20 protein-coding genes are annotated in these 20,163 nt (G+C 45.2%); 11 read left to right on the forward strand and 9 right to left on the reverse strand.

What is annotated here, in order from left to right:
* Nucleotides 1-82: 82 nt before the first annotated feature.
* The 6 genes from lptD (at nt 83) to apaH (ending at nt 6,843) form a co-directional block, all read left to right on the forward strand.
* Entirely contained in the window at nt 83-2,428 is a 2,346-nt protein-coding gene (gene lptD, locus R7P72_RS13025) for an LPS assembly protein LptD (protein WP_005379673.1), read from the forward strand.
* Between the two features lie 59 nt (nt 2,429-2,487).
* Entirely contained in the window at nt 2,488-3,771 is a 1,284-nt protein-coding gene (gene surA / locus R7P72_RS13030; protein ID WP_053306855.1) for a peptidylprolyl isomerase SurA, read from the forward strand.
* Complete coding sequence (gene pdxA, locus R7P72_RS13035) at nt 3,761-4,759, forward strand: 4-hydroxythreonine-4-phosphate dehydrogenase PdxA (protein ID WP_005379670.1); 999 nt, start codon at nt 3,761-3,763, stop codon at nt 4,757-4,759. Before surA ends, pdxA begins: the two co-directional genes overlap by 11 nt.
* Nucleotides 4,756-5,565: a 16S rRNA (adenine(1518)-N(6)/adenine(1519)-N(6))-dimethyltransferase RsmA gene (gene rsmA / locus R7P72_RS13040; protein WP_005379669.1), complete on the forward strand. Its 810-nt coding sequence runs from the start codon at nt 4,756-4,758 to the stop codon at nt 5,563-5,565. The genes pdxA and rsmA overlap by 4 nt, the downstream gene beginning before the upstream one ends.
* Before the next feature lie 75 nt (nt 5,566-5,640).
* Nucleotides 5,641-6,021: a Co2+/Mg2+ efflux protein ApaG gene (gene apaG / locus R7P72_RS13045; RefSeq protein ID WP_005379668.1), complete on the forward strand. Its 381-nt coding sequence runs from the start codon at nt 5,641-5,643 to the stop codon at nt 6,019-6,021.
* Between the two features lie 15 nt (nt 6,022-6,036).
* A complete protein-coding gene (gene apaH, locus R7P72_RS13050) occupies nt 6,037-6,843 on the forward strand; it encodes a bis(5'-nucleosyl)-tetraphosphatase (symmetrical) ApaH (RefSeq protein WP_213907301.1) in 807 nt (268 codons plus the stop codon).
* 72 nt (nt 6,844-6,915) lie between these two features.
* On the opposite strand, the gene folA is transcribed toward apaH, so the two are convergent.
* The 6 genes from folA to rplU all read right to left on the reverse strand — a co-directional run bounded on the left by folA (nt 6,916) and on the right by rplU (nt 10,860).
* Nucleotides 6,916-7,398: a type 3 dihydrofolate reductase gene (folA, locus tag R7P72_RS13055; protein WP_085569676.1), complete on the reverse strand. Its 483-nt coding sequence runs from the start codon at nt 7,396-7,398 to the stop codon at nt 6,916-6,918.
* 9 nt (nt 7,399-7,407) lie between these two features.
* A complete protein-coding gene (locus R7P72_RS13060; RefSeq protein ID WP_005379665.1) occupies nt 7,408-7,881 on the reverse strand; it encodes a threonine/serine exporter family protein in 474 nt (157 codons plus the stop codon).
* Nucleotides 7,881-8,681 carry a threonine/serine exporter family protein gene (locus R7P72_RS13065; RefSeq protein ID WP_213907300.1) on the reverse strand — a complete coding sequence of 267 codons (801 nt, stop codon included), beginning with the start codon at nt 8,679-8,681 and terminating at the stop codon, nt 7,881-7,883. Before R7P72_RS13065 ends, R7P72_RS13060 begins: the two co-directional genes overlap by 1 nt.
* A gap of 201 nt (nt 8,682-8,882) precedes the next feature.
* A complete protein-coding gene (cgtA, locus tag R7P72_RS13070; protein ID WP_005383091.1) occupies nt 8,883-10,058 on the reverse strand; it encodes an Obg family GTPase CgtA in 1,176 nt (391 codons plus the stop codon).
* A gap of 212 nt (nt 10,059-10,270) precedes the next feature.
* A complete protein-coding gene (rpmA, locus tag R7P72_RS13075) occupies nt 10,271-10,528 on the reverse strand; it encodes a 50S ribosomal protein L27 (protein ID WP_005383095.1) in 258 nt (85 codons plus the stop codon).
* Nucleotides 10,529-10,548: 20 nt separating this feature from the next.
* Nucleotides 10,549-10,860: a 50S ribosomal protein L21 gene (gene rplU / locus R7P72_RS13080; protein WP_005383096.1), complete on the reverse strand. Its 312-nt coding sequence runs from the start codon at nt 10,858-10,860 to the stop codon at nt 10,549-10,551.
* Between the two features lie 256 nt (nt 10,861-11,116).
* Between rplU and ispB the strand changes: the two genes are divergently transcribed.
* Nucleotides 11,117-12,088: an octaprenyl diphosphate synthase gene (gene ispB, locus R7P72_RS13085; RefSeq protein ID WP_005383097.1), complete on the forward strand. Its 972-nt coding sequence runs from the start codon at nt 11,117-11,119 to the stop codon at nt 12,086-12,088.
* A 93-nt stretch (nt 12,089-12,181) separates the two neighbouring features.
* Here ispB and R7P72_RS13090 read toward each other — a convergent pair whose 3' ends face one another.
* Both R7P72_RS13090 and mdh read right to left on the reverse strand, forming a co-directional pair.
* Entirely contained in the window at nt 12,182-12,373 is a 192-nt protein-coding gene (locus tag R7P72_RS13090) for a hypothetical protein (protein WP_005379661.1), read from the reverse strand.
* A gap of 113 nt (nt 12,374-12,486) precedes the next feature.
* Complete coding sequence (gene mdh / locus R7P72_RS13095; protein ID WP_213907299.1) at nt 12,487-13,422, reverse strand: malate dehydrogenase; 936 nt, start codon at nt 13,420-13,422, stop codon at nt 12,487-12,489.
* A 359-nt stretch (nt 13,423-13,781) separates the two neighbouring features.
* Between mdh and argR the strand changes: the two genes are divergently transcribed.
* The 4 genes from argR (at nt 13,782) to R7P72_RS13115 (ending at nt 18,980) form a co-directional block, all read left to right on the forward strand.
* Nucleotides 13,782-14,252: a transcriptional regulator ArgR gene (argR, locus tag R7P72_RS13100; protein WP_005379659.1), complete on the forward strand. Its 471-nt coding sequence runs from the start codon at nt 13,782-13,784 to the stop codon at nt 14,250-14,252.
* A 405-nt stretch (nt 14,253-14,657) separates the two neighbouring features.
* Complete coding sequence (locus tag R7P72_RS13105) at nt 14,658-15,626, forward strand: TAXI family TRAP transporter solute-binding subunit (protein ID WP_005379657.1); 969 nt, start codon at nt 14,658-14,660, stop codon at nt 15,624-15,626.
* 291 nt (nt 15,627-15,917) lie between these two features.
* On the forward strand, nt 15,918-18,497 hold the full coding sequence (locus R7P72_RS13110; RefSeq protein WP_017820274.1) for a TRAP transporter permease: 2,580 nt from the start codon (nt 15,918-15,920) through the stop codon (nt 18,495-18,497).
* Nucleotides 18,498-18,542: 45 nt separating this feature from the next.
* Nucleotides 18,543-18,980 (forward strand): universal stress protein, encoded by a 438-nt coding sequence (locus R7P72_RS13115; protein ID WP_005379654.1) that lies wholly within the window; start codon nt 18,543-18,545, stop codon nt 18,978-18,980.
* Between the two features lie 63 nt (nt 18,981-19,043).
* On the opposite strand, the gene R7P72_RS13120 is transcribed toward R7P72_RS13115, so the two are convergent.
* Nucleotides 19,044-20,120: an alkene reductase gene (locus tag R7P72_RS13120; RefSeq protein ID WP_213907298.1), complete on the reverse strand. Its 1,077-nt coding sequence runs from the start codon at nt 20,118-20,120 to the stop codon at nt 19,044-19,046.
* Between the last annotated feature and the right edge of the window lie 43 nt (nt 20,121-20,163).

The raw sequence follows: 20,163 nt of genomic DNA on the forward strand, positions 1-20,163 counted from the left end.
AGTTGATTCATTTGGCTATTACGCTAGGGTACAACAAGCCCTATAGCCATCGAGTAGTAGTGACACAGGAAAGTTCAATTCAATGCAACATTTCTCCCGCACATTTTTAGCGGCCTCTATCAGCACCGCCTTGTTTGTACCCACCACTCAAGCTGAAGCGAATATCCATGATAGTGTGCAGGAAATGCCCGCCACAGATCAATGTTTGGTCGATACAAGTGGCGAGGAGGACGCTCTTAATACCCCAGTAGTGGTAGAAGCTGACACCCTGCAAGCCATCAATGGTGACAAAGCTCAGTACTCAGGTAATGTACAAGTCACCCAAGGCCAGAAGAAAATTACCGCAGATAGCGTAACGCTGCACCAACAAGACAACGTCGTGGTTGCCGAAGGCAACGTGACTTTCAATGACGGCCAAGTCAAAGCTCGATCTGATCGTGTTACTAACGACATTAATCAAGATACGTTTTCGCTTGAGAACACCGATTATCAGTTCCTTTGCCAACAAGGCCGAGGCACTGCAGCCTATATCGCTCGCACAGGTCAGTCGGTTTATGAACTCGAAGACGGCTCTATCACATCGTGCCCTCAAGGCGATAATTCATGGCGATTGGTTGCGTCAGGCATCGATGTTGACCAAGATGAAGAGACAGCGACGCTGCATCATCCTCGATTTGAAGTGTTAGATGTGCCTGTTTTCTATGTGCCGTATCTAACCATGCCAATTGGAGATACGCGCAAAACGGGTTTCCTCTTCCCTTCTTTATCGTACGGTTCTAGTGATGGTATGGAAGTCGAGGTGCCATTCTATTGGAACATCGCGCCTCAATATGACATGACACTCACCACGCTCTATATGCAGCAACGTGGTACAAAACTCGATACTGATTTCCGCTATCTAACAGATGGTTGGGGAAATGGGGAAATCAAAGGCGAATACCTCAATAGTGATCGCAAATATCAGGACGAGTCTCGTTGGGGCTACCAAGTTAAACACGACGGTATCATCAATAAACAGTGGATAGTCAAAGTCGATTACTCAAAAGTGAGTGATATTGATTACTTCCTCGATCTCGACTCCGACATTGGTAACCGTGAAGATGGTCAACTGGTTCAAGAAGGACAAGTACAATATCGTTCTGACTTCTGGGATGCCTCGTTAACCGTTCGTGACTTCCAAATCTTATTGAAAGAAGAGAACCGCCCTTATCGCCTGCTTCCTCAGTTAGACTTGAACTACTACACGCCGTTGTGGGGAGATTACCTTAACTTTGACGTGAAGAGCCAAGTCAGCCGCTTCGATACCAGCGATGCTGCGCGACCAAATGCGACCCGTGTTCACATTGAACCAGGGCTTACATTACCACTCTCAAACTCATGGGCAACGTGGACAACAGAAGCGCGTGTGCTCTCTACGTATTACTCTCAAGACTTAACGGGTTTGACAGATGTAAACTTGCAAAACCAGTTGGATGATGAAGTTTCTCGTGTTATTCCTGAGTTCCGTACGCATGCGCAACTTTACTTAGAGCGAGATACAAGCTGGATCAAGGGCTACACACAAACACTGGAGCCTCAGCTGCAGTACTTGTACGTACCTGAAGAAGATCAAACCAACATCTACAACTACGATACCACCTTGCTACAAACCGACTACTACGGGCTATTCCGCAGTCGTAAGTACAGTGGCATTGATAAAATCGCCTCGGCGAACCAGTTAAGCTACGGTGCGAGTACTCGCTTCTTTGATGATGACTATAAAGAGCGTCTTAACGTTTCATTTGGTCAGATTTACTACTTCGATAAAAAGACCAAACTGAGCAACAGCCCAAATCTTCCGGATGAGACAACCAATTACTCATCATGGGCAATTGAAGCTGATTTCAACTACAACGATTACTTGTTCTATCACGGTGGAATTCAATACGATATTGATTTGAGCTCCATGCAGTTGGCAAACAGTACCTTGGAATACCAATTCAACGGCGGCTTTATTCAGGGTAACTATCGCTACGTTACGCGTGAATACATCGAAGATACGATCATTCTCGAAAACCTAGACACAATTACTCGTAAAGGTATTTCTCAAGCAGGTATTGTAGCGGCCTACGAGTTCAACCCGAACTGGTCTGCGAGTGGTCAATACTACTACGACCTCAATGAAAATGCGGACCTAGAATGGTTAGCGAGCCTACGTTACCAATCTGACTGTTGGTACATTGGCGTCACTTACTCAAACCAATTGCTTGGTTGGGAAGACCAAGCTATCGGCAGCACCGGGGCATCACCTGAATACGAAAATAACTTCAGCGTTAACTTCGGTATTCAAGGCTTTGCGACCAACCAGCGTGAAGACACTGCTGTCAAAGAACTGGATGGTTCTGACAACGCGATTAAGTACGGCCGCCCATTCTATCTGAACAATTAATCAAAATAGGCGTCTTAAATGAATAAGACGCCTATTCAAAAATACTGACGGAATTTTAAATGAAAATTTGGAAATCAATCTTATTCACGACCCTACTCTCTTGCGGAGCGGTTGCAGCACCAGTAGAGATCGATAAGGTTGCGGTCATCGTGAACGACGGTGTAGTTCTACAAAGCGACATCGAAACAGCGATGAAAACGCTGCAAGCCAACGCACGTCAAAGTGGAAAGAGCTTACCTTCTACCAGCGTATTAAAAGAACAAGTTGTTGAAAAACTTATTATTGACACGTTGCAAGGCCAAGAAGCAGACCGTATTGGTGTGCGTATTGACGACAACCGTTTAAACCAAGCGATTGCAGAGATCGCACGTAATAATGAGCAAACAGTAGAACAACTCGCCGCTTCTGTAGAAAGTGAAGGTTTAAGTTACCCAGAATTCCGCGAACAAATTCGTAAGGAAATCGCCGCATCAGAAGCCCGCAATGCACTGGTTCGTCGCCGTATTAATATCCTTCCAGCAGAGGTAGATAGCCTTGCTGAGCAACTATCACAAGAAACCAATGCGACTGTTCAATACAAAATTGGACACATTCAACTGCGCTTCTCTGACGATAAAGAAAAATCTGCTGTAGAAGCAGAAGCTAAAGCGCTCGCGAAAAAGCTAAACGAAGGTGCAGATTTTACGGAGATGGCCTACACCTACTCTAAAGGTCCTAAAGCTTTACAAGGTGGTGATTGGGGCTGGATGCGTAAAGAAGAGATGCCAACCATCTTTGCTGATCAGATCAAGATGCAAAACAAAGGCAGCATTATTGGTCCATTCCGTAGTGGCGTTGGTTTCCACATCCTAAAAATAGAGGATGTCAAAGGCCTAGAAACGGTTGCGGTAACGGAAGTAAATGCGCGTCATATTTTGATTAAACCAACCGTGATTCTGAGCGACGAAGGGGCGAAGAAGCAACTGAATGAATTTGTACGCCGCATCAAAGCCGGTGAAGCAACGTTCGCTCAATTGGCAACACAATACAGTCAAGATCCTGGCTCGGCAGCACAAGACGGTGAACTAGGTTATCAAACACCAGATCTTTACGTGCCAGAATTCAAGCACCAAGTAGAAACTCTGCCAGTTGGCTCAATCAGCGAACCGTTCAAAACCGTTCACGGCTGGCATATCGTTGAAGTGTTGGATCGTCGCCAAGTTGACCGTACTGACTCAGCGATGAAGAATAAAGCTTACCGCATTCTATTTAACCGTAAATTTAATGAAGAAGCGGGCGCATGGATGCAAGAGCTACGCGCAAGTGCGTTTGTTGAAATCGTGGATGACAACAATGACAACTAATACAATTCGTAGAATTGTCGTAACCGCAGGGGAACCTGCGGGTATCGGCCCAGACTTAGTGCTTGCCCTATCGAAAGAAGATTGGGCGCACCAAATTGTCGTCTGTGCCGATAAGAATATGCTGATGGAGCGAGCCAAGCAGCTTGGCATCGAAGTCCAACTGTCTGATTACAATCCAGAAGAAGCACCTAAAGCACAAAAAGCGGGCACGCTTATCGTTGACCATATCCAAATATCGGAACCTGCGGTCGCAGGTGAGCTCAATGAAGCGAATGGCCACTATGTACTAAAAACGCTAGAAAGAGCGGCTTTAGGCTGTATGAATGATGAATTTGATGCTATTGTCACCGGCCCTGTTCATAAGGGGGTGATTAATCGCGCAGGTGTTGCATTCAGTGGTCATACTGAATTTTTCGCCGAGAAGTCACAAACGCCGCTAGTTGTAATGATGCTAGCAACGGAAGGACTACGCGTGGCGCTGGTTACAACACATATTCCTTTAGCTTATGTGTCCAAAGCTGTCACCGAAGAGCGATTAGAAAAAATCATCGATATTCTTCATAAAGACCTTGTAGAAAAGTTTGCTATCGCACAACCAAACATCTACGTTTGCGGGCTTAACCCTCATGCTGGCGAAGATGGCTGCTTAGGTCGTGAAGAGATCGAAACCATCACTCCGACACTGGAAAAAATTCGACAAGAAAAAGGTATCAACCTGATCGGCCCTCTGCCGGCTGATACCATTTTCAATGAAAAATATTTAAATGATGCTGATGCTGTTTTAGGCATGTACCATGATCAAGTATTGCCAGTATTAAAATACAAAGGCTTTGGTCGTTCAGTAAACATTACTCTTGGTCTACCTTTTATTAGAACATCGGTGGACCACGGTACTGCATTAGATCTGGCAGGGACAGGTCAAGCGGATACAGGGAGTTTCCGAACAGCGCTCACGCATGCGATAGATTTGGTAGAGAAGAAACAATGAGAAATGATGTCCATTTAGGACACAAAGCGCGTAAACGTTTTGGTCAAAACTTCCTGAACGATCCATACATTATTGATGGGATCGTATCAGCGATTAACCCAAAACCAGGTCAAAACCTGGTTGAAATCGGTCCTGGTCTTGGTGCAATCACTGAGCCGGTAGGTCGTGAAGTAGATAAGTTCACAGTTATCGAATTAGACCGCGATCTGGCGGAACGCCTACGTACTCACCCTGAACTGGCAGATAAGTTGACCATCCATGAGGGTGACGCTATGCGTTTTGACTTCACTCAACTAGTGAAGCCAAACAACAAGCTGCGCATTTTTGGTAACTTGCCATACAACATCTCTACACCATTGATGTTCCACCTTTTTGAATTCCATAAAGACATTCAAGACATGCACTTTATGCTGCAAAAAGAAGTGGTAAACCGCTTAGCCGCCGGCCCTGGCAGCAAAGCTTACGGCCGTTTAACGGTAATGGCTCAGTACTACTGTAAAGTGGTACCGGTACTGGAAGTACCGCCAACGGCATTCGTTCCACCACCGAAAGTGGATTCTGCCGTTGTTCGTTTAGTGCCTTACGAAGAGCTGCCATGCCCGGCAAAAGATCTGCGTTTGCTCGATCGCGTTTGTCGTGAAGGCTTTAACCAACGTCGTAAAACCGTTCGTAACTGCTACAAATCGTTGTTAAGCACAGAAGTACTAGAAGAGCTAGGTGTTAATCCAAGCATGCGTCCAGAGAACCTGACGCTAGAACAATTCGTCGCAATGGCGAACTGGCTTGCGGATAACCCGCAGCACTAAGAACTCAAACAATGAGCCAAACCCTTGTAGGTTTGGCTTATTATTATTGGGATATTACGTTTCTGAGGAGTGCACATGGACGTCATTCAACCTTGCATCAAAATTCAAGTTCACACCAAATACATCGAAGAACAGTCCAACCCAGAGCTACAACGCTACGTTTTCGCTTATATCATCACCATCAAAAACCTTAGCCAGCAAACCGTACAGTTAGTGAGCCGCCGCTGGCTAATCACAGACTCGAATGGCAAGCAAATGACGGTTGAAGGTGACGGAGTGGTAGGCCAGCAGCCCTTTATTCCAAGCAATGATGAATACACGTACAGTAGCGGAACCGCGTTAGAAACCCCTGTCGGCGTTATGCAAGGACACTACAAAATGCTGGATGAAAAAGGGCAAGAGTTCATCACCGAAATTGAACCATTTCGCTTGGCTGTTCCAAATGTTTTAAATTAGTAAATTGGAGATTCAGTGGCTACCTATATTGTTGGTGACATCCAAGGCTGTTTTGATGAATTGCAGCGACTACTAGAAAAAGTATCTTTCTCTGCGAAAAAAGACCAACTTTGGCTTGCTGGTGATTTGGTCGCCAGAGGGCCTAAATCACTAGAAACGTTACGCTTTGTGAAGTCACTTGGCGCAAGCGCAATCGTGGTGCTTGGTAATCACGACCTTCATCTTCTCGCTGTGGCTCATGGGATAAAAAAGGTCAAAGACAAAGATAGAACCGCACCTATTTTCGCGGTCCCCGACAAAGAGGAATTACTGACATGGCTAGCTCAGCAACCTCTATTGGCCGAGCATGACGAGTTCGTGATGTGTCACGCTGGCATATCACCGCAGTGGAATCTAAAAACAGCGAGAAAGTGTGCCCGTGAAGTTGAGCGCATCATCCAAAGCGAAAAGCTCCCTTGGCTATTAAAAAACATGTACAGCAATCAACCTGATTCCTGGGATGACTCTCTACAGGGTTTGGAGCGATACCGTTATATTATCAATGCTTTTACGCGGATGCGCTTTTGTTTCCCTGATGGTCGTTTGGATATGGATTGTAAATTGCCACCGCAACAAGTTTCCGGTAACGAACTTATTCCATGGTTTGATGTGCCTAAACGTATCCACTTAAACAAAGCGGTGCTCTTTGGGCACTGGGCTGCACTACAAGGCTATATGAACAACGAAGTCATCGGGCTAGATACTGGCTGCGTTTGGGGCGGAAGCCTGACCATGATCCGTTGGGAAGATAAGAAAATTTTTACTCAGGATGCACTACATTAATAATGAGCCCTTTAGATAAACAAAAGCACCGCATTCGCGGTGCTTTTTTGTTATATCCGATGACTTTTCTGACTATTGCTTTTCTAACACCGTAAAACGCATGTTGTAGGCGTTCTTCTCATCGGCTTGATACATTTCTGAGTAAGTTTCCTTAAACTCGTCTCCCCAATCTGGGAACTGAGTATCACCATCAATGGCCGCTTCAATGTGTGTTACATACAGTTTATTGGCCATAGGCAGACAAGTGGTGTAAATCGCACCACCACCAATGATCATCACTTCTTCCACATCACCTGCGACTTCCAGAGCTTGCTCAATCGATGTTACGGTAGTGACACCTTCGATCTTTAGTGTCTCATCACGGCTAATAACAATATTCAAGCGACCTGGTAAAGGGCGACCAATAGACTCATAGGTTTTGCGTCCCATCACAACCGGTTTTCCCATGGTACAACGCTTAAACCAAGCGAAATCGGCGGGAAGATGCCAAGGCATTTGATTGTCTTTGCCAATGATGCGATTGTCGGCCATCGCGGCAATCATACTAATGATCATGTTAGGTCCTTATACAATTGGTCTGCGGCGATAGAATAACAGCCCTGGAACCGCAAGACCAACAGCTAAACCTGCAATAATAAACATGGCCTTAAGAAAGTTTTCCATACAGGTTGCGACAAGCTCGGGTGAGTAGCCAACATGATTGATTTCTACCATAGCGATCATTGCTTTGTACGCAAACACACCCGGCACCATCGGGATCAAAGCAGCCACAGTAAACACTTTTGGATGCGCGAGAAAACGGTGAGACCAGTACACACCGATCATCCCAACTAACGTCGCAGCAAAAAAGGTTGCCCACTCAATAGGAATGCCAAACTGCATCATCAAGTAGCGGCTACCATGACCAATCGCACCACCAACAGCGCAATACACTAAAGCTCTTTGTGGCACGTTAAAAACCAATGCAAATCCTACGGCGGGAATCGCCGCAAAAAACATGTCATTCAACAGGCCAAACATCAAATCAAATAAACTCATTAGATTGCCCACCCCCAAATTCCAGTTACACTCATCGCAGCAACGATCCCCAAACATGTCGCCAACGTTAGTAAACTAGCCATCACAAATCGAGCAATCCCCATATTAATGTGGCCTTTCAACATATCTGCGACAGAGTTAATGAGTGGGAAACCAGGTACAAGCATCAATACCGACGATGCCATTGCTACGGTAGGTAGGTTACCGATTTGGTAAATTTCCGCCTGCGCTGAAATTAAGGTAGTCACAAAAGCGGTCGCAGCAAAGTTCAATAGAGGGTTGAAATGACGATGACCAATTTCTTGGCGAACGATCATGCCACCAGCTGAAGCTAAAAAGGTCATGATGAAGACTCCCCAGTCGCCACCAGCAAGATGACTGAATGCCGCACAAGACAAGCCAATCATAAACACCACCAACCAGCGGTTATAACGCTCTGGACTGATAGCGTTCAGCTTTTTCTGCGCCATGGTTGAATCGAGCAAACCACGTTCCATCATGATACAGATTCGTTGAATTTGCGTAATAACGCGCATATTGATGCCACGATCAGCGCAGCTTCGGGTGGTGGTGATGCAATGCCCATCCATTACCGTCGTCACAACCAATGCATTAGCTGATAGTGCTACCGCAACTTCATTCACCCCACAAGCAAGGCCAATACGACGCATAATATCGCTCACAAGAGTACTTTCAGCACCATGAGCAAGTAGCATTTGTCCGGCTTGGGCGACAAGACGAGAAATCGGTCGTTGAGTAGATACCGCCAACTCTCTAGGCGGTATGGTTTCTAGAGTCATAAATAAGTCTAATTCCTTTTAGGGTGTTACTCATTCATATTCATACGCGCGAGGGCCAAACTAACCCTCAAAAAACACGACGTATCGGTTATTGTGCCGTAAATCACATCACCTAAATATGATTTAGATACAAAAAAAGCCGCAATAAATAATTGCGGCTTAATGAACTATAGGCAAACAGGCATTGTTTGACCGTTCTGATTAGTCACGAACGTAGACAACGTGACCGTCATCTTCTTCATCGTCCCAGTCATCCCAATCGTCGTCGTCATCTTCAGTGATAACGTCTTTACCCGCCATCGCATCTTTATGGTAATCATCCCACATGAAGTTAACTTTATCTTCTTCAGCCACTTCTTCCTCTTCGCGAGGTAGGTTATCCATAAAGTCAGCCAGTTTGTAACAAAGCTCTTTAGTACCGTTACGATTGATCGCCGAGATCTTAAAGTACTCGTCTTCCCAGCCGAGTGCGTCTAAGATTTCTTGGATCTTCTCATTCGCTTCTTCTTCAGGCATTAGATCAACTTTGTTGAACACTAACCAGCGCGGCTTACTTGCCAGTTTTTCGCTGTATTGTTCTAGTTCATCAATGATCGTCAATGCATTTTGCACCGGATCGGACTGATCAATTGGCATTATATCGATCATGTGCAGCAACACTCGACAACGCTCTAAGTGCTTCAAGAATCGAATACCAAGGCCAGCGCCATCTGCTGCACCCTCGATCAAACCAGGAATGTCTGCAACAACAAAACTTTTCTCTGGTACGACACTTACGACACCCAAGCTTGGGATCAACGTCGTGAATGGGTAATCAGCGACTTTCGGTTTTGCTGCTGATACTGCGCGGATAAAGGTTGATTTACCAGCATTAGGTAGACCAAGCATACCCACATCAGCAAGAAGCAATAGCTCAAGGCGAATTTCGCGTACTTCACCTTTTGTACCCAATGTTCTCTGACGAGGCGCGCGGTTTACTGAAGATTTGAAACGCGTGTTACCTAGACCGTGCCAACCGCCTTTTGCGATCATCACTTTCTTACCGTGTTCAGCAACTTCCGCCACGATTTCATTTGTGTGGATATCCACAGCGCGCGTACCCACAGGTACACGAAGAACGATGTCTTTACCACGCTTACCTGTACAGTTACCACCGCGACCGTTTTCACCACGCTCAGCTTCGTAGAAGCGCTGGAAACGGTAATCAATCAGAGTATTTAGGTTTTCATCAGCTTGGATATAAACATCACCACCGTCACCGCCATCACCGCCATCAGGGCCACCTTTAGTGATGAATTTTTCACGCCAGAAACTGACAACGCCACTACCGCCATCACCAGCCTGAACTTTTACTACCGCTTCATCTACGAACTTCATCTTTTACTCCGACTACTTCGTGCGTGGATTAAATCTTACTATGTCATCCGACAATTTTAGCAGATGACAGATCTAAGCTCCCAGATTCAAATCGCTTAGGATCTTAGCGAGAAACTTCGATATGTCGACTGCCACAAATAAAAAACCCCGCCGATTCGGCAGGGCTTTTGAATTCAGCTTAAAGCTATTAAGTAATTTGGTTAAAAACCTAATTACTCAGCTTCGATGCTTACAAACTTACGGTTCTTAGGACCTTTCACTTCGAACTTCACTTTACCTTCAGTAAGAGCGAATAGAGTGTGGTCTTTACCGATACCTACGTTGTTACCAGCGTGGAACTTAGTACCACGTTGACGAACGATGATGTTACCTGCAAGTACAGATTCACCACCGAAACGCTTAACACCTAGACGTTTGCTTTCTGAATCGCGGCCGTTACGAGTAGAACCACCAGCTTTTTTGTGTGCCATTGTTAAACTCTCCTAATAGATTAAGCGTTGATACCAGTGATCTTCACTTCAGTGAACCACTGACGGTGACCCTGTTGCTTACGAGAGTGCTTACGACGACGGAACTTAACGATTTTAACTTTATCGCCACGACCGTGTTGTACAACTTCAGCAACAATTTTGCCGCCCTCTACAAGAGGAGCACCAACTTTGATGTCTTCGCCGTTAGCAACAAGAAGAACTTTATCAAATTCTACAGTTGCACCAGTTTCAACGTCTAATTTCTCTAAACGAAGAGTTTGACCTTCGCTTACACGGTGTTGTTTACCACCAGATTGGAAAACAGCGTACATATTTTACTCCGCTTTTTCCGCACAGCCTTTCTTGAGGGTGTGCGCTAAACTAATCATCAATAGGGCGCAGATTCTACAGAATAGATGCTCCTATGACAAGCCATATTTTGAAAAAATTGGCGAAAAGCTAATCGCCAAAGAAAAGTGCGGCAATCATGCCCTTTAGTAATGTATTAATCAACGTTTTTTAGTGTATTATTCGACAATTATATAAATCGAATAAGCCTTGCAGGGTCTAACTTCAGCCGGATATACGATGGATTTTAAAACTATCCAAGCGCTTACTGCCGATGACATGGCAAAAGTGAATGAAACAATTCAAGCCCAACTTAATTCTGATGTCTCTTTAATCAACCAGCTCGGTTTTTATATCGTGAGTGGTGGAGGCAAACGTCTAAGACCGCTTTTAGCGATACTGTCAGCCCGTGCACTTGGTTACCAAGGCAATGGTCATACAATGGCAGCTGCGTTTATTGAGTTCATCCATACAGCGACTTTGCTGCATGATGACGTGGTAGATGAATCAGACATGCGCCGTGGTAAAGCCACTGCGAATGCAGCATTTGGCAATGCGGCTAGCGTATTAGTTGGGGACTTTATCTATACACGCTCATTTCAGATGATGACGGAACTAGGATCCATGAAGATCCTTAAACTAATGAGCAATGCCGTAAACGTGATCGCCGAAGGTGAAGTACAGCAGTTGATGAACTGTAACGACCCTGACACGACAGAAGAAAGCTACATGCAAGTCATCTACTCTAAGACTGCGCGCTTATTTGAATCCGCAACTCAAATCGGTGCAATCTTAAATGATGCTCCTGAGCATGTGGAAATCGCAATGCAAAATTACGGTAAGTATCTAGGCACTGCGTTTCAGCTCATTGATGACGTCATGGATTACACTTCTGATGGCGAAGACATGGGTAAAAATGTGGGTGATGACTTGGCCGAAGGCAAGCCAACTTTGCCTCTACTCCATGCTATGCGTAATACCACACCAGAAAACGCCATCATGATTCGTGAAGCAATTGAGAAAGCGAATGGCATGGATCGCTTAGAAGAAATTCTTGCGGTCATGAAAGAAGCGGGCTCTCTGGAATACACAACGCAAAAAGCTCTAGAAGAAGCAGACAAAGCAATCGCAGAACTATCAGTGTTGCCAGAGTCTGAATACAAACAAGCGCTTGTTACTCTGGCTCATGTCGCAGTACAACGCACGAAGTAATCAATAGCTACCCATAACGCAAGACTTATAGCAAAAAGGAAGAGCATGCTCTTCCTTTTTTACGTTTGATACCTAATGACGACGCCGGAGGCGCTAGTAATATCTGTCACTACCGCCATGCAGTTGTGGATCATCTTCTATTTCATCAAAGCTAACGGCGAGCTGCTGTTCAGTCCCTTGTTTGGACAACAATACCGTCTCTGCTTCATGGTCGACCACTAATATCGTACCGACGCCTTGTTGGCACTCAACAACCATGCCTTTACGGATTCGACTCGCTTCCATCATCTTCTCCTTCACTACGTGGTTTTATTCGACCATTTTTACGAAGTTGAGAAATCAAGGATCAAAAAAGCCGATCAAAATGATCGGCTTTCTTCTTATATAGGCTTTCTAGATTACTTTGCGAATTCAACACCAATGTTGATGTCGCCATTTAGTGTTTCTAGCATACCGTCTAATGCAGACTTTTCGTAATCGGCGAGTTTGCCGTAGCTTAGTACTTCTTCAACGCCTTCTTTACCCAGTTTCACAGGTTGCGCGAAGTAAGTCGCGTGTTCGCCGTCGCCTTCAACGTAAGCGCACTCAACTACGCCTTCTTCACCTTGAAGAGCACGAACCAGAGACAGACCAAAGCGACATGCAGCTTGGCCCATTGATAGTGTTGCACTACCACCACCCGCTTTAGCTTCTACAACTTCAGTACCTGCATTTTGAATACGTTTCGTTAATGCTTCTACTTCTTCAGCTGTAAACTCAACACCTTCTACTTGAGACAGTAGAGGTAAGATCGTTACGCCAGAGTGACCACCAATAACTGGCACGCGAACGTCACCTGGATCTTTGTCTTTAAGCTCAGCAACAAACGTTTCTGAACGGATAACATCCAACGTTGTTACACCAAATAGACGACGCTTATCATAAACACCCGCTTTTTTAAGAACTTCAGCAGCAATTGGCACTGTTGTATTTACAGGGTTTGTGATGATACCAACACAAGCTTTCGGACAAACAACCGCAATCTTCTCCGCTAGCGATTTAACGATACCAGCGTTTACATTAAATAGATCCGCACGATCCATACCTGGCTTACGCGCAACACCAGCAGAAATTAGCACAACATCCGCGCCTTCTAGTGCTGGAGTAGGATCTTCACCAGCGTAACCTTTGATAGAAACTGGCGTAGGGATGTGGCTAAGATCAGCGGCCACACCAGGAGTTACTGGAGCAATATCATATAGGGCTAGATCAGAACCAGCAGGAAGACGGTTCTTAAGTAGAAGGGCCAGGGCTTGACCGATGCCACCAGCGGCACCAATAACGGCTACTTTCATGTAGTTCTCCTTGAGAGTATTTCTCTTATAAACGTATTCGTAGGGTAGTTTGTAACCAACTTAAATAAAGCTATCGGAATCACAACTTGATTACAATCAATTAACGCTAGCTTTGCGACCTCGCGCAACTCGCTGTTACCGTGCTACAAATGGGGCTTGGATTATTCTTTTATTCTGTTGAAATGACAAGGAATTCAAGAAAACAGATACAGCCCTACTTCAGCGCGCTAAAGAATTCTATGTGGTATATAGTTTACAGTGACGCATCTAACATAATCCTGGGACTCTTTGGCACCGCCTGAATATATATGCGAGAATATGCAAAATTGCTGACCCGTAATAAGAGATTTGTAATGACTATGCGCAATTCAGAAAAACAAGACAACTTAGTTCGCGCCTTTAAAGCCCTGTTAAAAGAAGAAAGCTTTGGCTCACAGGGCGAGATTGTTGACGCACTCAAACAGCAAGGATTTGAGAGTATCAACCAATCTAAAGTCTCACGTATGCTGACTAAATTTGGCGCTGTCCGTACGCGCAATGCAAAAATGGAAATGGTTTACTGTCTTCCTGCTGAGCTAGGTGTCCCAACAGTCAGCAGCTCTCTGCGTGAACTAGTACTAGACATCGATCGTAACGCAGCGTTAGTGGTAATTCACACTGGCCCAGGTGCAGCACAGTTGATTGCTCGCTTGCTTGATTCACTCGGTAAATCCGAAGGTATTCTTGGTGTTGTCGCAGGTGACGATACCATTTTCATTACGCCAACCATGGCAATTACGACTGAGCAACTCTTCAAATCAGTGTGCGAGCTGTTCGAATATACTGGTTAAGTTCTATAAAGCTTCAATTAGCTAACTCATTGTGGGTTATAAAAGAAGTCTCATTTTGTAGCCCATAATTTATGTAAATTTTTTGCTTACTCCGCTCATTCTTTAACCATCCATTTTGTGATTAACATCACGCAATTGATCTTTTTCATTTCAGTCACTAAACGTTGATTAAGTAATTGTTATAAAAAGAATTAAATTACAAATTGAATCCTATCCCCTGATACAAAATTCAGACTTATCAACTATAACATTTAACAATTGGATAATTTTCTGCCAATTTTTTGTTATGATTCGCTCGCTTTTTCAAACGATTGGATTGAAAAAGGTGCCGTTTCCAAATAGGAAACTCCAGAAGTGATTTATGGTTATTTCCGGGTAAATAATGAATATAAGGAAGGGAAATTCATGGCATTTAACAAACTTCTCAAAGTAGGCGCTATCGCTGCAGCCGTAATGGGCGCAGGCGCAGTTAACGCTCAAGAGTTTATTACCATCGGTACTGGCTCTGTGACAGGTGTTTATTACCCAACTGGTGGTGCTATCTGTAAGTTGGTAAATAAAGGTCGTAAAGACCACAACATCCGTTGTTCAGTAGAATCGACTGGTGGCTCAATTTACAACGTTAACACTATCCGTGCAGGCGAATTAGATTTTGGTATCGTGCAATCGGATTGGCAGTACCACGGCTACAACGGTACGAGCAAGTTTGAAGAACAAGGCCCGTACAAGAAGCTACGCGCAATGTTCTCTCTTCATACAGAACCTTTCAACATCATTGCGCGTGCAGATTCAGGTATTGAAAACGTTGAAGACCTGAAAGGTAAGCGCGTAAACATCGGTAACCCAGGCTCTGGTGACCGTGCAACGATGGGCGTTGTCATGGAAGCGATGGGTTGGACAAACGACAGCTTCAAATTGGCGTCTGAGCTAAAAGGCTCTGAACGCTCTCAGGCACTTTGTGATAACAAAATTGACGCCTTCATTTACATGGTCGGCCACCCGAACGGTTCAATCAAAGAAGCAACCACATCATGTGATGCGAAGCTAGTTTCAGCAACAGGCCCTAAAATCGATAAAATTGTTGCCGACAACCCATACTACGCCTTTAGCTCAGTACCGGCTGGTATGTACCGCGGTACAGACAAAGACGTAAACAGCTTTGGTGTTGCAGCAACAATGGTAACGACCTCTGATGTTTCAGACGATGTCGCTTACAACGTGGCAAAAGCTGTGTTTGAAAACTTTGACACCTTCAAGCGTCTACACCCTGCATTCGCAAACTTGAAGAAAGAAGACATGGTGAAAGCTGGTCTTTCTATTCCTCTTCACCCAGGTGCAGAAAAATACTACAAAGAAATGGGTCTAATTAAGTAATTTCCTCAGACTCTACATACAGGCAGGAAAGAATATTTTCTGCCTGTTTGAGCATACAGGTTGTAGCACGTTCTAACTATATGCTTCATTCGCCAGTTTTCTTCTGAAAACTGCGAGCTCATACCCAAGAAAACTTAAACGCCGCCTAACAGAGTATCCAACAATCAACACTTTGAGTTCAGGCAGCAAAATACTCGAAAGCAAACTTCGCTCCATTCACTACACTGATAGAGGCGAAGTGTGGTTCTCGATAAAAATCAGACAGGACCATCAATAATAAGGAAAAAGTACATGGCGACGAATCAAGCTCCGTCACAAGATGTGCAAGAAATGGTGGCTCAGGCAGACACAGGTGCACGTAGCCCTTCGGGAATGCAAGGACGAATCCTTTGGTTTGTTCCTCTGTGTTGGTCACTATTTCAATTATGGTACGCATCCCCGTTACCATTTATTTTCAATTTTGGCGTACTGAACGACACGGAAGCGCGATCTATCCACCTTACTTTCGCGATCTTTTTGGCTTTCACTGCTTATCCAGCGATGAAGAATTCTCCTCGCGATCATATCCCTCTTGTTGATTGGATACTCGCGTTGGCTGGCAGCTTTTCAGCAGCCTATATATACCTTTTTTATACCGAGCTAGCAGGACGCTCAGGCGCACCGACAACAGTTGATATCGTTGTTGCTGTTATCGGTATGCTCCTCCTTTTAGAAGCAACACGCCGAGCACTTGGTCCACCATTAATGGTCGTGGCTGCTGTTTTCCTTACTTACACCTTTGCAGGCCCTTACATGCCTGACGTTATCGCGCACAAAGGGGCAAGCTTGAACAAGGCCATGTCTCACTTGTGGCTAACAACTGAAGGCGTATTTGGAGTTGCGCTAGGTGTTTCTACCTCTTTTGTCTTCTTGTTTGTATTGTTTGGAGCAATGCTGGAACGCGCTGGTGCTGGTGCTTACTTCATTAAAGTTGCCTTCTCGTTGCTTGGCCATATGAAAGGTGGTCCAGCTAAAGCGGCCGTTGTTGCATCAGGTTTATCTGGTCTGGTTTCTGGTTCTTCAATCGCAAACGTAGTAACAACTGGCACCTTTACCATTCCACTGATGAAGCGTGTTGGCTTTCCCGGCACAAAAGCGGGTGCGGTAGAGGTAGCGGCTTCAACCAATGGTCAGTTAACACCGCCAATCATGGGTGCAGCAGCATTTTTGATGGTGGAATACGTCGGTATCTCCTACGTTGAGGTGATTAAAGCTGCCCTACTTCCAGCGCTAATCTCTTATATTGCTTTAATTTACATTGTTCACCTTGAAGCATGTAAAGCAGGCATGACAGGCCTTCCTCGTCGCCACAACCCAACACTAGTACAAAGTCTGCTGTCCTTTACTGGCACAATCTTAGGATTGTGTGTGATCAGCGCATTGGTTTACTACGGAGTGGGTTGGACAAAGGACGTCTTTGGCGATGCCGCGACACCAATTGTTACCGTCGCACTATTAATCGCGTACGTTGGGTTGGTGAAAGTCTCAGCAAATCACGTGCAAGATGGCGCAATTGAGATTGATGCAGAATTAACAGAAGTACCTGATCCTGGCCCAACCGTTAAGTCAGGCTTGCACTACCTACTCCCTATCGTCGTATTGGTTTGGTGTTTGACTGTCGAACGTTTCTCACCTGGCCTTTCGGCATTCTGGGCAACGGTGTTCATGATTTTCATTTTGCTGACTCAACGTCCGTTGATTGCACTGCTGTCAAAGCAAGGTGACATGCTTCAGCAAACCAAAGATGGCTTTGTCGATCTTGCCGAGAGCTTAGTTTCTGGTGCGCGTAATATGATTGGTATCGGCGTTGCAACCGCGGCAGCGGGCACCGTTGTTGGTGTTGTTACACTAACGGGTATCGGCCTAGTGATGACCGACTTCGTCGAGTTTATCTCTGGTGGCAGTATCATTCTTATGCTGCTGTTTACCGCCATCATTAGCTTGGTTCTGGGGATGGGTCTGCCAACAACGGCGAACTACATCGTGGTCTCTACGCTAATGGCGCCGGTTATTGTTACGCTCGGCGCGGCGCATGGCTTGATTATTCCGTTGATAGCGGTGCACTTGTTCGTTTTCTACTTTGGTATTTTGGCCGATGATACCCCACCTGTAGGTCTTGCAGCTTTTGCAGCAGCCGCAATTGCGAAATCAGATCCAATTCGTACCGGTATCCAAGGTTTTACTTACGATATTCGAACCGCTATTTTGCCGTTCATGTTTGTGTTCAATACCCAGCTATTGTTAATGGGGATCGACTCTTGGTGGCATTTGGCACTCACAGTCATCTCATCGATCATTGCAATGCTGATATTCTCTGCGGCAACTCAAGGGTGGTGGTTCACGCGTAACAAGTGGTGGGAAACAGTCCTATTATTAGTACTGACATTTTCGTTTTTCCGTCCAGGTTTTTGGTGGGACATGCTGTACCCAGCGAAAGTTCTTTCTCCTGGCGTTGAGGTAGCTCAAATCACGGAAACACTAAATGTAGGAGAATCATTGGAGTTACGTGTTGCCGGTGAAAACCTTGAGGGCGACTACATTGAGAAAACGGTTCGTCTTCCATTCGAAGACAGTGCGACAACAGCAGACGCACGTATTTCATCTATGGGTCTGATGCTGACCGAAAGTGACAACAAAATGATTGTCGATATGGTTGAATTTGGTAGTCCAGCAGAGTCCGCAGGTATCGACTTTGATTGGGAAATCAAGTGGGTTATCCAGGATGCAGACCGTCCGATGAAAGAGTGGGTGTTTGTACCATGCTTAATGATTTTGCTGGTGCTTGCAATGAACCAAAAACGTCGTGCTCGTAAGGAACAATTGAGCGCATAACCGATTTGGCCCCGAGGATAAAGGGGCCTTAATGAGAGACATTGAATGTACAAACAAATTCTTGTTCCGGTTGATCTAAATGACCAAGGCTTTTCAGACCGAGCGGTTGAACTAGCGGTTTGGCAGGCAAAGCAAGCAAATGCTCAAATCCATCTTCTGACTGTACTACCTGGTATTCACATGTCGATGGTTGCCACATACTTTCCGAAAGATGCTGCGGCCAAAATGAAGCAAGACGTGAAGCAGCAACTAAAAACTTTCGCTAATGAGCATATTGCTGAAGATGTGGTTTACCAAGTGCATGTTGCTGAAGGCAAGGCCTACGCGACCATTCTTGATTATGCAGAACGTTTAGGCGCTGATCTCATCATTATGCCAAGCCACAAGCGCTCTAAAATCAATAAAGTAATGCTTGGCTCTGTCGCGAGTAAGGTTGTGGAATATTCTCCAATCAATGTGATGGTCGTAAAACCGCAAGGCTAAGTAAATACAGAAACGAAAAAGGACGCTAACATTAGCGTCCTTTTTATATGAAACAAGTAAGGGTTATGCCATCACTGGGTAATCGGTATAACCTTCTGCTCCCCCCAAATAAAAGTGTTCTGGTTTCGCCTCATTAAGAGGTGCATTTTTCTTAAATCGCTCAACTAAATCTGGGTTTGCGATAAAGGGAACGCCAAATGCGACCACATCAACTTTGTTTTCTGCAATTGCTGTTGCCGCTTCTTGTGCACTGTAGCCCACGTTCGCCATTAAGTGACCTTGATAGTTTTCGCGTGCTGGCTTGAGAACATCTGCTTTTTGTACGCCTTTCAGATCCGCACGCATCACGTGCCAATAAGCAAGATCGAAAGAATTAAGTTGCTCTGCTAAGTAACGCACCAAACCAACTGGATCACTGTCTTTCATGTCATTAAATCCATTTAGCGGAGATGTACGCAGACCGACTCTTCCGGGTCCCCACACCTCAACGACTTCTTTCACTATCTCAAGTAAAAATCGAGCACGATTTTCAACCGAGCCACCGTATTCATCGGTACGTAAATTTGAGCCGTCACGAAGGAAGTTATCAATAAGATAACCATTGGCGCCATGTATCTCGACCCCATCAAAGCCGGCTTTCTTGGCGTTTTCTGCACCTTGTTTAAACGCCGCAACAATGGAAGCTATCTCATCCACTTCGAGTGCTCGTGGTACCGTATATGCTTGCTTACCCGAAGGGGTATGGACTAATTCATCACGAATGGCCAATGCGCTCGCCGCTACAGGTGTTTTTCCTTCATTCAGATCAGGATGACAAGCTCGTCCCGCATGCCAAATTTGCAGTACAATCTTACCGCCTCTCTCATGAACCGCATCCGTTACCTTTTTCCAAGCTGCGATTTGCTCTTCGCTGTAAATGCCCGGCTCTGCCATGAAAGCAGACGTACCTTCCATCACCATGGTGCATTCAGCAATGATAAGTCCGGCACTCGCACGTTGAGCGTAGTATTCAACCATAAGGTCATTAGGAATATGGTCCGCACCAGCACGAGCTCGCGTTAAAGGCGCCATAATGGCACGGTTATCTAATGCTAATTGACCGAGTTCGATAGGAGAAAATAAGTCTACAGAGTTGGACATGTTGTTTACCTCAAATGACAATAACTTGATGGCTAAGGATGAG

The sequence above is a fragment of the Vibrio sp. Vb0888 genome, assembly GCF_033338835.1.
GTDB classification, from domain to species: Bacteria; Pseudomonadota; Gammaproteobacteria; order Enterobacterales; family Vibrionaceae; genus Vibrio; species Vibrio alginolyticus.